This is a genomic window from uncultured Pontibacter sp. (assembly GCF_947502515.1).
In the GTDB taxonomy this organism is placed as follows: domain Bacteria; phylum Bacteroidota; class Bacteroidia; order Cytophagales; family Hymenobacteraceae; genus Pontibacter.
The window spans coordinates 89,319-103,102 of sequence record NZ_CANNAI010000005.1; the positions used below are offsets into that span (position 1 = coordinate 89,319).

Annotated in this window: 16 protein-coding genes; 6 read left to right on the forward strand and 10 right to left on the reverse strand. The window is 51.1% G+C overall.

The genetic code is table 11. The features are described from left to right. Positions 1-4: 4 nt before the first annotated feature. From Q1A54_RS13785 to Q1A54_RS13800, 4 genes are all read right to left on the reverse strand, one after another. A complete protein-coding gene (locus Q1A54_RS13785) occupies positions 5-466 on the reverse strand; it encodes a hypothetical protein (RefSeq protein WP_299989209.1) in 462 nt (153 codons plus the stop codon). Between the two features lie 95 nt (positions 467-561). Then, complete coding sequence (locus tag Q1A54_RS13790) at positions 562-1,050, reverse strand: GNAT family N-acetyltransferase (protein WP_299989212.1); 489 nt, start codon at positions 1,048-1,050, stop codon at positions 562-564. 10 nt (positions 1,051-1,060) lie between these two features. Beyond that, complete coding sequence (locus tag Q1A54_RS13795; RefSeq protein ID WP_299989215.1) at positions 1,061-1,690, reverse strand: HAD family hydrolase; 630 nt, start codon at positions 1,688-1,690, stop codon at positions 1,061-1,063. Next, positions 1,691-2,062 (reverse strand): nuclear transport factor 2 family protein, encoded by a 372-nt coding sequence (locus Q1A54_RS13800; protein ID WP_299989218.1) that lies wholly within the window; start codon positions 2,060-2,062, stop codon positions 1,691-1,693. It lies immediately after the preceding gene. Positions 2,063-2,183: 121 nt separating this feature from the next. Between Q1A54_RS13800 and Q1A54_RS13805 the strand changes: the two genes are divergently transcribed. Further along, positions 2,184-2,816: a YdcF family protein gene (locus Q1A54_RS13805; RefSeq protein ID WP_299989221.1), complete on the forward strand. Its 633-nt coding sequence runs from the start codon at positions 2,184-2,186 to the stop codon at positions 2,814-2,816. 136 nt (positions 2,817-2,952) lie between these two features. On the opposite strand, the gene Q1A54_RS13810 is transcribed toward Q1A54_RS13805, so the two are convergent. Further along, on the reverse strand, positions 2,953-3,240 hold the full coding sequence (locus Q1A54_RS13810; RefSeq protein WP_196115916.1) for a DUF1330 domain-containing protein: 288 nt from the start codon (positions 3,238-3,240) through the stop codon (positions 2,953-2,955). A gap of 172 nt (positions 3,241-3,412) precedes the next feature. Here Q1A54_RS13810 and Q1A54_RS13815 point away from each other — a divergent pair, with 172 nt between their 5' ends. The 3 genes from Q1A54_RS13815 to Q1A54_RS13825 all read left to right on the forward strand — a co-directional run bounded on the left by Q1A54_RS13815 (position 3,413) and on the right by Q1A54_RS13825 (position 4,741). Continuing rightward, the gene (locus Q1A54_RS13815; protein ID WP_299989226.1) at positions 3,413-3,955 is read left to right on the forward strand and encodes a DinB family protein; all 543 of its coding nucleotides are present in this window, start codon (positions 3,413-3,415) and stop codon (positions 3,953-3,955) included. A gap of 173 nt (positions 3,956-4,128) precedes the next feature. Beyond that, positions 4,129-4,548 carry a hypothetical protein gene (locus Q1A54_RS13820; RefSeq protein WP_299989229.1) on the forward strand — a complete coding sequence of 140 codons (420 nt, stop codon included), beginning with the start codon at positions 4,129-4,131 and terminating at the stop codon, positions 4,546-4,548. Continuing rightward, entirely contained in the window at positions 4,541-4,741 is a 201-nt protein-coding gene (locus tag Q1A54_RS13825; protein WP_299989232.1) for a helix-turn-helix transcriptional regulator, read from the forward strand. Before Q1A54_RS13820 ends, Q1A54_RS13825 begins: the two co-directional genes overlap by 8 nt. A 6-nt stretch (positions 4,742-4,747) precedes the next feature. Here the strand turns inward: Q1A54_RS13825 and Q1A54_RS13830 are convergent, their stop codons facing one another. The 5 genes from Q1A54_RS13830 to Q1A54_RS13850 form a co-directional block, all read right to left on the reverse strand. Next, positions 4,748-5,731, reverse strand: a complete 984-nt coding sequence (locus tag Q1A54_RS13830) for an ABC transporter ATP-binding protein (protein ID WP_299989235.1) — start codon at positions 5,729-5,731, stop codon at positions 4,748-4,750. A 3-nt stretch (positions 5,732-5,734) separates the two neighbouring features. Next, positions 5,735-6,121: an SRPBCC domain-containing protein gene (locus Q1A54_RS13835; protein ID WP_299989238.1), complete on the reverse strand. Its 387-nt coding sequence runs from the start codon at positions 6,119-6,121 to the stop codon at positions 5,735-5,737. Between the two features lie 21 nt (positions 6,122-6,142). Further along, positions 6,143-6,358, reverse strand: a complete 216-nt coding sequence (locus Q1A54_RS13840) for a VF530 family protein (RefSeq protein ID WP_299989241.1) — start codon at positions 6,356-6,358, stop codon at positions 6,143-6,145. 85 nt (positions 6,359-6,443) lie between these two features. Beyond that, on the reverse strand, positions 6,444-7,652 hold the full coding sequence (locus tag Q1A54_RS13845; RefSeq protein WP_299989244.1) for a porin: 1,209 nt from the start codon (positions 7,650-7,652) through the stop codon (positions 6,444-6,446). A 385-nt stretch (positions 7,653-8,037) separates the two neighbouring features. Next, positions 8,038-9,237 carry a phosphoglycerate kinase gene (locus tag Q1A54_RS13850; protein ID WP_196115904.1) on the reverse strand — a complete coding sequence of 400 codons (1,200 nt, stop codon included), beginning with the start codon at positions 9,235-9,237 and terminating at the stop codon, positions 8,038-8,040. A gap of 773 nt (positions 9,238-10,010) precedes the next feature. On the opposite strand from Q1A54_RS13850, the gene Q1A54_RS13855 reads away from it, so the two are divergent. Together Q1A54_RS13855 and Q1A54_RS13860 are read left to right on the forward strand one after the other, a co-directional pair. Next, a complete protein-coding gene (locus tag Q1A54_RS13855; RefSeq protein ID WP_299989248.1) occupies positions 10,011-12,737 on the forward strand; it encodes a D-alanine--D-alanine ligase in 2,727 nt (908 codons plus the stop codon). A gap of 233 nt (positions 12,738-12,970) precedes the next feature. Continuing rightward, a complete protein-coding gene (locus Q1A54_RS13860) occupies positions 12,971-13,747 on the forward strand; it encodes a PASTA domain-containing protein (RefSeq protein WP_299989251.1) in 777 nt (258 codons plus the stop codon). Positions 13,748-13,784: the final 37 nt, after the last annotated feature.

Genomic DNA, 13,784 nt, shown 5'->3' on the forward strand with positions numbered 1-13,784 from the left:
GTAACTAGAGTTTGACTTCTACTGTCTCCTGTCGCTTGTCATGGTCCAGTGTCTGGTCGTAGTGGAACACTGTTTCGTAACCGTTGATGGATACGACTTTGGTTACGTCCAGCACCAGCTGGTCCTGCTCTTTATGAATTTCCCGCATTTGTTTGTCCAGCTGCAGAGGCGCAGTCCTGAGGGGCAGCTCCTGGAATGGCATCCAACCGAAGGTAGTGTCCAGCACGATCTCGTCTTTGGGCAGGGTGGTGCTGATGCGGCGCAACCTGAGGGTCAGGTTCAATTTAGAATCCTGCCAGCGGGCTTCACTGTAATCTGTTTCCGTAAAAATTTTGAAGGCCACCTCTTTGTTGTACACCGGGGACTCAGGGAGCGGCATTTCTTCATCTTTTTCTTTGTCGCAGCCGCTTGTGAGCAACAACAAAAGCGCCAGAAAGGGCGCAAGGGTGCGTAATTTTAGAACCATGATAATCGTAAGTAGAAGCTGTTAGGGGGAAGGCGACATGGGGTGTTGCCTACTTAGCAGTACGGAGCACCCCGGCTTCAGTTTTCGGTTCCGGCTTAGTTTTTTCTCGAATTTCCCGGCTCCTGCAGAGGCAGCACCATGTGCTGTGTAGAGGGAGTGAAGCCCAATGATTCCCAGAAGCGGATGGCCTTTGGGTTTTGCACCGACACCTGGAGCTCGAGGTGATCGGCTCCCTGGTCGCTAAGCCACTTGCGGGCGGCCTCAAACAATTCCTTGCCGATACCTTTGCCCCGATATCCGGCACGCACCACCGTCTCGCCAATGTAACCTTTGTTGGAGAGCTTGAAGCCTGCTGAGCCAGGCCGTAGGCTGGCCACCAGCATACCTGCCCAGGTATCCGCATCCTGGTACACAAATACCCGGGTGCTTTTGTCCTTGAGGCGGTGGAGCAGCTCTGCCTTTAGAGCCTGCTCGCTGCCCGGCTTAAAGCGGAATACGGCATGATGGGACTGATGCAGGTCGAGCAGCAGGCACCAGAGCTCGTAGAACTCATCAATATCCTCAGGCTGGGCTTCAAAGATCATAACGGAGCTGCTAGAAAAGCGTGGTCAGATCGCTGATGCGCTCCAGGCGGTGCTCGTACTCATCCACTTCGCGGTAGCCGTAACCGGCATGGATAAAGGGTACACCAGCTTTCTTGCTGGCATCCAGATCGCCGGGGGTGTCGCCTACATACACAGGTGCCTGCAGGTTGTTGCGTTCCACGATGGCTTTCAGGTTCACATCCTTCGGGTCACCGGTGCGGCCGGAGCATTCAAAATCACCAAAATACCTGCCCAGGTCGTGCCGCTCCAGAAAAGCCTCGATGTAGCCGTCCTGGCAATTGCTCACGATAAAAAGCTTGTACTTGTTGTGCAGGTACTCCAGCGTTTCCTCCAGTCCCTCGTACAGGTCACCTCCGTGCGCGCGGATATGGGCCATTTCTTCTTTGCCACTCACTTCCATCAGTTCCTGGCGCTGTGCCTGGTCCAGGTGCGGGAATAGCATATCAAAGATCAGGTTATGCTGTGTGCCGGCGATGGAACGGATTTTGTCAGGTGTGATCCCCTGTATCTCAAAGTCAACTTTCTGGCGGGCTGCACTCCATGCTTTGGCCACAGTCTGGGCAGCATCCCAGAGGGTGCCGTCCAGGTCAAATATGATACTGTCTATCTGGTTCGTCATTTATTGGGTATTGTAAGGCGGTATAAAAGTCACCTCTACGATTAAGCCATCCTTTACGCGGTATACGGCTATGGCGTCGGTGCGCGGCTCTCCTTTTTTTCGCTGCACTTTCTCCTGGTCAATCACCACGTCGCCTGCCACAATTCGGTTCACGATCTCGCAGTGCAGGTCCGGAGTGCTGGCGAACATGGCGCCGTAGCGCTTGTGCAGTTCGTCGCGACCCTGGTAGGTAAGCACGCCGGGCTGACGGTATACCTTCACGGTGTCGCTGAAGGCGCTGGCAAACAGATCAATGTCGCGGCTATTGTAGCCTTTCAGTTGCAGTTCCACCGGTTTCACAACGGCAGGCGTTTCAGGTTTGCTTTGGCTCATGGCAGGGATACTGCTAAATAAAAGGATGGTGAGAGGTAGCAGGTATTTTTTGATCATGCACAAAATTAGGCAATTTTGTGGGGATATACCTTGCACAATTACATTGCGTATAAGCGGAGCTATGATAGAAGAACTCATCATTCGTGCACTTTGCGATACAATACCTGAGGAGCCGGTAGACGGTTTGTTTCTGTTCGGCCAGACCGAAGACAACCAGCAGGCAGCCTTTGAAACATCCCAATCTTTTCTGCAAAGCGGCCGCACCGGCAAGGTGCTCTGCCTCGGGACCAAAGCCATGAGCGGCTACCCCGGATTTGAGGTATGGAAAGAGGAGATGACAAAACTCGGAATAGGAGTGGAGCAGCTTATACCTGTTCCCCCCGTGCCCGAAGATACAGCGATGCTCCATACCCTGATCGAAGCGACTTCGGCAGTGCGCTATGCCAGGGAGCAGGGCTATAAAAGCATGGTGGTAACGGCAGCTCCTTTCCAACAGCCACGTGCTTTTATGACAGCCATTACAGCTGCACTGCGGGAGCACCCGTCGCTATACCTGTACAGTCTGCCCGGTAAGCCCATGCTTTGGCAAGAGGAAGTGACCCACTCGCAAGGCAAGCTCGAAGACACTCGCGCCGGACTCATCGCCGGTGAGATGGAGCGCATCCGCTGCTACCACGACCGCAACGACCTTATATCCGTGACAGAGGCGCTCGATTACCTGAACCGGCGGGATAAAAAGAAGTTAGATTCGTAAGCTGTCTCTACTTCCAATTTCAGTATAAGGAACAATTTTTTTTAATCTGTCATCTCGACAATAGGAGAGATCTGAATTAACTCAAAGCCTGAGTAATATTTCAGACTTCTCCCAAAGGTCGAAATGATAGGAAATTTTAAACTCCCTCTACGGCGATCATGCGGGTGCTGGAAGCACTCTGGCGCAGGGCTTTGGCTGGGGCATACTCGTCAGACGACCACCAGGCTTTGGCTTGCTCCATGGTCGGGAACTCGAGCACAACGATGCGGCTTGGGTTCCAGTCGCCTTCCAGGTTTTGAGCAGCGCCACCACGTACAATGAACTTGCCATCGAATGGCTCCAGAGAGCCTGGTGTCAGTTTTTTATAATCTTCGTAAGCGGCAGGATTGTTCACCTCTACATCTACAATAATATAAGCTGGCATATCAGTTAAGTATGGGTTTATAATAGGATGGCTGCATATTAGGTATAATCCGCGGATGGTGCAAGCTGAAGTTTGAGTAGGTGCATGCATCAATTTCAACTTGAAAAAACAAAATAGCTAGGCTTTTTCGCTGCTGATTGCGTACATCGCTCATGTACAAGCCCTTGATCTTATGACACAGACCAAAAACCTCGAAGTATGGCTGCGCGGTCCGCTGCCTGATGTGCCTGCCTTGTTACAGCCAGTAGCCCATGCGCTGCTGCAGGCCCGCGAAGAAGTCGGAAGTTTCATGCAGGACTTCCCGGATGAACTGCTTTGGGAGCGACCTGCCGGAGTTGCCTCGGTCGGTTACCACCTGCAGCACCTCACCGGTATACTAGAGCGCCTCTTTGCCTATGCCCGCGGCGAACAATTGAGTGAGCAACAGTTAGCCTATCTGTACGCCGAAGGCAAACCAGTAGGGGAGGACAAGCAATCTGAAACACTGGTGCAAAAGTTTAATGAGCAGGTGGACAAAGCCATGGATCAATTGCGGCAGACCGATGAAAACAGCCTGACCGAAAGTAGAAGGGTAGGACGTGCGCAGGTAGAGTCCACGGTGATGGGCCTTCTTTTTCACGCCGCCGAACACAGCATGCGCCATGTAGGGCAGCTGCTGGTAACAGCGCGGGTGCTGCGTGAACGCGAAATGTCGAATGGGAATATGGTGGATTAGCACGAACTGAAATATTCAAAATTACAGGGCCCTTTTGAGATTGATCTAAAATGATCTATTTCAAAAGGGCTTTCTTGCTTCAGTATAAAGATATGTTTTTTTGAATATTTATGTAATGTATACTTTGCATTGTGTAATCTATTGTTTACGTTTGTATAACTAAACTAGACTATATGAAAACACAATTACTCCCAAACTATTTTAAGAAGGTCGGCATAATCATCTTTGTTTTAGCGAGTACTCCTTCATTCATTTCCGGTATGGTAGATGGTTGGACAGGACAAGAGTATCATTTCTTTGAAAAACAATACGTGCATATGCTAGATATAGTAGGGATGTTAGGTATAGCGCTTTATGCTTTTGCGAAGGATAAAGTACACGATGAACTCTTGCATAGTTTAAAACTAGAATCGGTGAAGCTTATTTTTATGGCTTCACTTATGATCGTATTCTTGGTTTATATGATTTTTCCTAATTACAGAATTCATCCATCTTACTTGGTAAACCTTCAAATAATCGGTGTTATTGTGCTTTATTACTATAAGAAGTCAAACGTTATTAATGAGGTAGTACCAAGCCATTCACATGAATAATAGCATAAAAGTAGAGCGGGCCAGGTACAGCATGTCACAGACCGAATTGGCCGATTTACTTGGAGTTACAAGGCAGACAATTTATGCCATTGAAAATAAGAAGTTTATACCTTCTACTGTGCTTGCTCTAAAAATGGCCAGTATTTTCAAGATGCGTGTCGAAGAGCTGTTCCAGCTTGAAAAGGAAGACTAAGCTACACTAAACCAATGTAATATTCTCTGGCTTAACGGCGAGGTATACTTTTTCGCCTATACTGGCAGGTATGGCCTGTGTTCTTGCCGTGACGCTGCTGTTCGATAGCTGTACCTCCACATCGTAATACCCGCCATAAAAGGTAACCTTTTGAACGAAGCCAGTCAGAGAACCGGCTGCTTTGCTTACGAACTTAAAATGCTCCGGACGCACTAGCAGGTCGCGGCCCTGGGTTTCTATCCCTAGCTTGCTCACAATTTCACGGGCTATGTCTGCCAGGATCAGGTTATAGCTGCCGAATAAGCCAGCTGTGTACGTATCGATGGGGTGGCGGTATACCTCTTCGGGCGTGCCCTGTTGTATGATCTGGCCGCCTTTGATCACCAGAATGCGGTCGGCCCAAGAAAGGGTGTCGTGTGGGTCGTGGGAAATGAGGATGCAGGTAATGGCAAGCCGCTCGGTGATGTCGTGGATGACCTCTTTGAGTAATTCCTTGTGGCCTTTGTCGAGGTTGGAGTAAGGCTCGTCGAGCAGTAGCAAACTGGGCCATGTGCTGAGCAGTCGTGCCAAAGCAATGCGCTGGCGCTCACCACCCGACAATTGGTTGGTTTTGCGCTGCTTCAGGTGACTGATGCGGCACACTTCATACAAGGTTTCAGCTTCATCGCCCTGCAGCATGTTGGCATAGCGCAACACCTGCTCCACCCGCAAAAACTGGGGCAAATCGTAGTGCTGCGACAGATAGGCAATCCCTTCATGACCCGGCACCAACTTATCGTGCGGACCAATCACCCGTTTGCCTTCAAACCTGATCTGACCGGCACTGGCCTGCACAAGTCCGGCAATGGTTTGCAGCAGCGTACTTTTGCCGGACCCGGTTTCACCAGCTATCGCAATTTTCTCGTATTCACCTTGCTGAAAACTAATGTCATGCAGCACGGTATGGCCATCTTCGTGCACATGTATTCCGGATACTTCTAGGAAACTCAAAGCCTACAACTCGTCCTCGTAAAACTCTATCAGCGCACCGAAGTACGCTTCGTTCCAGCCTTCTACGATGTCATCATAGTCCTCGTCAGGAATGTTGAGGTGGCGCAGCTCGGCAGAGGTGCCATGTTTGTGTGGATGCAGCTTGATGGTAACAATCGACTTGTCTGTCTGTTCGCCGAAGTACCACTCCTGCATCAGCATTTTGCCCTCCTCAAACTCCAGGTTTTTGCCTACAATGTTACCCTCAAAAAGCGAAAACTCCGAGCCCGGCTCGGTCGACATCTCTGCCGGATCGCCTGTCCACAATTGGATAGTGCTGGGGTTGGTTAGGGCCACATACACCTCCTCAGGGGCAGCCGGTATGATAAAATATTTTTTATAGTCTTTCATGTCGATCGCTTTCGTAAGGTCCTAGCTGAAGGTTCTGATGTAGAGCTCCTCTACTTTCTGCCTTGCCCAGGGTGTTTTGCGCAAAAACTTCAGACTGGAGTTGATGCTCGGGTTGTTGTTGAAGCTGTTGATGTTGATCTTATAACCCAGCTCTTCCCAGCCATAATAGTCTACGAGCTGCACCAGGATGCGCTCCAGTGTTTTGCCGTGCAGGGGATTGTTTTTCTGTTCTTCCATACGCAAATGTTAGGGCTTGCAAGTTCCATACATTATCCTGAATACGCAATTTAATTAGCCGAAGGCTGCTATACCTGTTCGTGGCTTATATCCCCAGTTCGACCTGCACGCCAGCCGTCCAGTGATAGTCGTTGTTTACGGGCAGGAAAGGATTGAAGGAGTGATAGCCCACATTGGCCTGTAGCTTAAGGCGGTGCGCCCGTAGGTATTTAGTTACGCCCGCCAGGTAAGCCTCTTCGGTGTTTTCCAGAGAGCGCACTTCCTGGTTGGGTGTTATGCGGGAATAACGGCCTGCCAGCTCCACATTATTCGGGAAGATATAGCTCAGCTGGTAGTTCTGCCCACGACCGGTCAGGATGTGGCGTCGATCGCCTGCAGCATTAAGCGTAATCGGGTTGTTTGCCTCTCGCGCCATGTACTCCGCATAAAGGGCCATACCTCTGTACTTGAGAAGGCCATCAAAAATATAGGTTTGCATATCCGACTGCTCGTACAGGTCACGACCAATCTGGCCACCCGTGCGGCGGGCACCTTCGTTATGGCTCATGCCACCTGCCAGGGAAAGTTTTGGGGTCTGTTCACGCTCCAGGTCTCCTTCAAAGTAATCGCCTCCGTTGGTGAACTTGCCAAAGGGGAGGAGCTCCAAACGCCCGGTATAGGCAAGACCTTTGTCAGTGGAAAACACGTTACGACCCTCACCAGCTGTGAGTGCACCTTTGAGCATGTAGTGGAAACCACCGAACTGATTGCTATACACCGCCTGAAAACCAAAATCACGGTCAACGTTGAAGGCCACGTTCACGATGGAACGATCAATGAATTGCTGATCACCGGAAGAGATCACACGCTGTCGGTTGCCAGGCAATTTGGTCTGTCCGAAAGCGAATTGCCAGTTATCGTTCGGCCGGTAGTACACCACGGCATCACGCACCACATTGGGGCTGGTGTTGATGTTGGATTGGTCGCGCATGCTCCAGTCCATGTCGCCGCGCGAGAAAGAGAGCTGTATGTTATAGGTCAGTTTGGGGGAGTACATAAAACCCTCGAATCGCAAACGTAGACGCCGCACCCGCATTTCATATTCTGACACTCCAAAATCGTCCTTTGCAACGGAGTTATACATGGCCCGGCTTTGCACACGAAACCTCATGTTGATCGAGAAGGAGCTGTCCGGAGTCACAATGCCAACACCGCGTTTGAAGTTGAACAGTGGCTGATTACTTTCTTGAGTCTGGGCAACAGCTGCAACGGGACATGCCAGCAAAAGCGCCAGCAATAGGGTATAAATTTTCATGTTTAGTCTCTGGCTCTTATGGAATTCATTGGGTCTTCAGAGCTTAAAAAGGACCAATGTGATCAGGTATAAATTTATAAGAAACAGCAAGTACTGTGAGATCAGATGCTGTCTGCTGTTTAGCAAAATCCCCCGCTACAGAAAAGCAGCGGGGGATTTCTTGAGTTAATTAGTGTTCTCGCTTGTTCTATACCTACTACCCTCGCTCGCGTCCCGCGAGTGTGGGTGGTCCGGCGGACTTCCCGAAAGTGTTTGGGAAGTTCAACTGGCCGCTAAGGTCTGTGCCTCTGATACAAGTGACGGGACGCCACTAGATGCCTCACACTCGCGGGAAGTGAGCGAGGGTGTCAGGGGACGGTTTCACAAGCGCGTTAGTTTTATTAGATTAATAGTCGTCACGCTCAATGGCGGCCACACCCGGCAGGGTCTTGCCTTCCATGTACTCCAGCAGCGCACCGCCACCAGTCGACACGTAAGACACGCGGTCGGCATAGCCCAACTGGTTGACAGCGGCAGCAGAGTCACCACCACCGATCAGCGAGTAAGCACCACGGCGGGTTGCATCTACCACCGCTTCAGCCACGGCTTCGGTTCCGACAGAGAAGTTCGACATCTCGAACACACCCATCGGGCCATTCCAAAGTATCGTTTTAGAGTTACGGATCACGTCAGCATACTGCTCGCGGGCATTTGGTCCGATGTCAAGGCCCATCCACATCGGCTTGATATGGTGGCTGAGTGACGTATCCACATTGGCGTCGTTGCTGAATTCGTCAGCGATGATGGAGTCAACAGGGATCATCAGGTTCACGCCTTTTTCTCTGGCCATCGCGATGAGGCGGGCTGCAAGTTCTACTTTATCTTCTTCCACCAGCGAAGAACCAATCTGTCCACCGTCAGCCTTCACGAAGGTATAGCTCATGCCACCACCGATCAGCAGGTTGTCCACGCGGTCCATCAGCTTCTCGATGATCAAGATTTTGTCAGATATTTTGGCACCACCCATGATGGCGGTATAAGGACGCTCGGCATTGTCCATCACGCGACGGGCATTGTCTAGTTCGGCATGCATCACATAGCCCATCACTTTGTCGTTCGGGAAGTAGCGGGCAATCACAGCTGTAGAAGCATGTTCGCGGTGTGCGGTACCAAAGGCATCATTTACATACACATCGGCTATGCTGGCCAGTTGTTGCGCAAATTCCGGATCGCCTTTTTCTTCAGCTTTATGAAAGCGGAGGTTTTCGAGCAGTAAGATCTCGCCCGGCTGCAGGTCTTGAGCCAGTTGCGCCGCCTCAGGGCCGATGCAGTCAGTAGCAAACTTAACAGTAGTGTTGAATTCCTGTGAAAGACGGTCCACGAGGTGACGCAAGGAGTATTTCTCTTCCGGTCCGGCTTTTGGACGACCCAGGTGTGACATGAGAATGACAGCACCGCCATCGTTCAATATTTTCTGGATAGTCGGCACGGCCGCACGGATACGGGTGTCATCGGTAATGCGGTAGTCAGCATCCAGCGGAACGTTAAAGTCCACCCGGACCAGCGCCTTCTTGCCGGCAAAGTTATACGCGTCTACAGTTCTCATGATTTGTCTTTTTCGTTAGTCTTACTCGTTTTTCGTTTTTACGGAGTTTTTGTTTCCGGTATGCGTAATTGGGTGTACAAATATAGTGAAAAGGGTATTTGTCTGAATCAGGATTTTCAGGATTTTAGGATTGACAGGATTTTATCAGGTATCGGGTCACCTGACCCTAACCCAAAAACAGGGGAGGGTGCTGTGAATGATTGTCATCCCCCTGCCCCCTTAGAAGGGGAACTTAAGTATCTGCCAATTCAAGGGTATAAGTTTTATAGCTACTGTCACGTAACACTGGCACACATTGTAAGACTAACTTGCACGCTGGCAATGAAACAAACAGCAGTGCCAGGTGCGCTTTGCGAGGCTCCACTGTTCGAGCGTTCAGCGAGTTTGGAGCGTCTTGATTTTTTTGCTTACTTTTTTCATCAAGGAAAAAAGTGAGGCCCGCCCGGCCAGGGCATACTGTGCCCGCCGCACAGGCGAAGCTATGGAACAAGTTACGTTGCTATAACTGTAACTGCTGCAGCTACACCTATACCTGGGCCGGAGGCCCCACCATACCCGTCACGAGCGTGGACGCTCGCGCCATAGGCTTATAAAGAGAGCCCCGCCGGCAAGGCGAAGAACCTCATCTCCTGGTTAAACATTGAATTTTTCCCAAACCACATCGTTATCATAATAAGCGGTATCATAAATCCCGATTTCGCTATGTATTTCCAATTGCATCCTGTATCTTTTGCCCCTTAAAATACTGAGTGTATTTGTTACCTTTGCATACCATGAGAGTAGGAATAATATTTGGCGGACCGTCCCGTGAGCGTGAGATCTCTTTCGCAGGTGGCCGCACCGTGTACGACAACCTTGATAAAGCCCTTTTTGAAGCCGTTCCGGTATTTGCCGACAGTCTCGGCAATTTCATTTTGCTGGACTGGCAATACATCTACAAAGGCACCATCCGCGACTTCTATCCGCCGGTAGAGGCGCTGCCGGAGAGCGAGCACGGACTACAGATCTACCTGGAGTCGCTAGGCGAGCTGAGCATTGAGGAGCAGGACCGCATTATCGCGAAAGCCGGTAAGCGCCTGTTGCCGCACGAGTTTAAAAACCATTTCGATTTCGCATTCCTGGCGCTGCACGGACCTTATGGAGAAGACGGCAGCATTCAAGGCTTGCTGGAGTGGTACCACATTCCGTACTCTGGATCAGGTATACTGCCATCTTCCATAGGTATAGACAAGGCTGCGCAGAAGGAGATGCTTAAGCAGCATGGCTTCCCGACGCCGGATTACCGCAAGGTGCAGTACGCTGAGTGGAAAGATGTTAACAACCGCAAGCAGCTGTTCGAGTCGCTGGTAGCTGACCTTGGTCTGCCGCTGGTGCTCAAGGCGCCGCATCAGGGTTCTTCTATTGGCGTTTCCATTGTGAAGGAGCACAACTACGACCTGTTCGAGCAGGGCATGGACCGTAGTTTCTTTACCAAGAACATTTACAAAGCGCAATGGCAGGCGCTGGGTGAGGAGAAGCAGGTAGCCAGCATGAAGCAGCTGGTTGACATCCGCGAGGGTATCGGCATGCCGGTGGTGCTCGAAGACGGCACCATCCTGTATCACCCTGAAGAGCTGTTGAACCATATCAACCATACCTTCGCCACAACCGATACCGAAACGATCGTGCTGACCAGTGTCGAGCATGAGCAGCAGGTGCTGGTGGAGGCTTTCATCAACGGACGCGAGTTCTCCTGCATTGTAGTGCAGGACGAGACTGGTGCGCCGATCGCTTTGCCGCCGACCGAGATCGTGAAGGGCAACGAGGTATTCGATTACCGTTCCAAGTACCTGCCGGGTCTGGCGCGTAAGATCACCCCGATCAATTTGCCAAGCGAGCAGATTCAGGAGATCCGCAAGGCCTGCAGCAAGCTGTTCATCAATTTGGGCTTCAACGTGTATGCCCGTCTCGACGGCTTCATTACTGAGGAAGGCAACATCTTCCTGAACGACCCGAACACGACCTCAGGCATGCTGCCTTCGTCGTTCTTCTTCCATCAGGCCGCTGAGATTGGCTTGAACCCTTCGCAGTTTCTGACCTATATCATCCGCACCTCCGTGGCTGAGCGCCTGAAGTCGGGTAAGGACACTGTGACGCTGACCAGGCTGTTAAGCCAGCTGGATAATGCCATCCGCGAAGAGAACGCCCACCGCCACGACAAGGTTCGGGTGGGGGTGATCATGGGTGGTTATTCCTCTGAAAGACACATTTCCGTGGAGAGCGGTCGTAACATTTACGAGAAGCTTTCTTCGTCTACCAAATACGAACCGCTGCCGATCTTCCTGACGGGTAGTAACGAGGAGCACCGTCTGTACAGCATTCCGATCAACATCATGCTGAAGGACAATGCCGACGATATCAAAGAAAAGATTCAGCATTTTGAGCACGGCGGCAAACCGCATCCGGTGCTGCAGGAGATCATCAGTGAGGCTGAAAGCATTACCCGCAAGTATACAGGCAAGAGCCTCGACGAGCCGCAGCGCCTGACCTATAGCCAGTTGCAGAACATGGTCGATGCGGTGTTCATTGCCCTGCACGGTCGTCCGGGTGAGGACGGTGCCTTGCAACAGGAGCTGGAGAAGCTGGCTATACCTTATAACGGTTCCGGCATCAGCTCTTCACAGATCACGATCAACAAATACGACACCAACGAGATCCTTGCCAAACACGGCATACCGGTAGCGCATCACCGCATGGCTTGGAAAGACGATTGGCTGAAGGACAAAGAAGCGTTTTATGCGAGTCTTGAAACAGAGTTCCGCTATCCGTTCATTGCCAAGCCAGCGGACGATGGTTGCAGCTCGGCCGTGAAGAAGATCAAGAACCGCGCAGAACTGGACGCTTTCACGACCCTGATCTTCCGTGAGATGGAAGAGCTGGATACAGAATGTGCCAGAACACTGTCGTTGGGCTTCAAAGAGGAATTCCCGAACAAGCAGGGTTTCCTGGTAGAAACGCTCATCAGCAAAAACGGAGCGAAGCACTTCCTGGAGATCACCGGTGGTTTGCTGACCCGATACAACCCGGATGGTACCGTAGAGTACGAAGTATTCGAAGCTTCTGAGGCTTTGGCCGAAGGCGAAGTACTGTCACTTGAAGAGAAGTTTTTGGCAGGGGAGGGGCAAAACATTACCCCGGCCCGTTATGCACAGGACCCGGAGCGCCGTCAGAAGATATCTGACAAAGTGAAGGAGGACCTGAAGCGCGTGGCCCAGATTCTGAACATAGAAGGCTATGCCCGTATCGACGCCTTTGTGCGCGTGCTGGAAAACGACGAGGTGGAGACGATCATCATCGAGGTAAACTCCCTGCCAGGCATGACTCCGGCAACCTGCATCTTCCACCAGACCGCCATCAACGGCTACAAACCCTACGAGTTCATCGACCGCATTCTGACTTTTGGTGTGGAAAGAACTGAGCGCGCCAAGGATCTGGAAGGGTATAAGGCGAAGAACATTTGAAGTTAGGGAGTCATTCACTAACTGTCATTTCGAATGCAATGAGAAATCTGAGTTATTGTGGAAGCCATGAAGTTATACAGATTTCTCACTTTGTTCGAAATGACAGTAATGCCAGAGCGCTGTGACTTAGAGAGTAAAATGGAATAAATCCAACTCACTAATTCATCTAATCATTAATTCAAAAATAAAAAAGCCCCCACAGGGGCAAGCAATTAGCAATCGAAAAAAATTAAATGTTAAAGACGAATTCATTTGTGGGGGTGCTGGTACACCTGGCCTTGATGGGAGTGATTGTGGCCGCGTTGGTCTTCGGATTCTTCTACCTGTACCTGCCGTCGGCTACGAACCATGGCGAGACGATCTCGGTGCCGAAAATCACAGGTATGCAGTTGCCGGATGCTGAGGCGTTTCTGGAAGAACAGAACCTGCGCTATTTCGTAAACGACTCGAGTTATCATCCGGAGTACAAGCCCTTTGAGATTCTGACGCAAGATCCTGCACCGGGCTCCAAAGTAAAGGAAAACCGCAAGATCTACATCAGCATCAACATGAAAAACCCGCCGATGATCAAGATGCCGAAGCTGATTGATGGTTCGGTGAAAAATGCGGAGCTTATCCTGAAAAGCTATAACCTGCGTCGTGGCAAGATCACTAATGTGCCTGACCTGCAGCATGGTGCTGTGCTAAAGCAGTTTGTGAATGGCAAGGAAGTGCAGCCGGGCGACCAGGTACCAAAGGGTGCAGTGGTAGACCTGCACGTAGGTGACGGCCTTGGTAATACTGAATTTGAGGTGCCGGACGTGGTAGGTATGCCGCTCGACGAGGCTTCGGTGCTGCTCGTAGGTCAGAAGTTACAGCTGGGCAACATCTTTTATGTGTCAGGCAGCGGCAAGCCGGATGGCACTATCATTCGTCAGCGTCCGATCGCTGATGTGAAAGCCATGATCAGGACAGGCGAGCTGGTGGACCTTTGGGTAGCCGGCGAAGAGCCAGTGCAAGGTATAGACTAACAGATGCGCCCGCTACTCACCGTGGCGGGCGCATTTT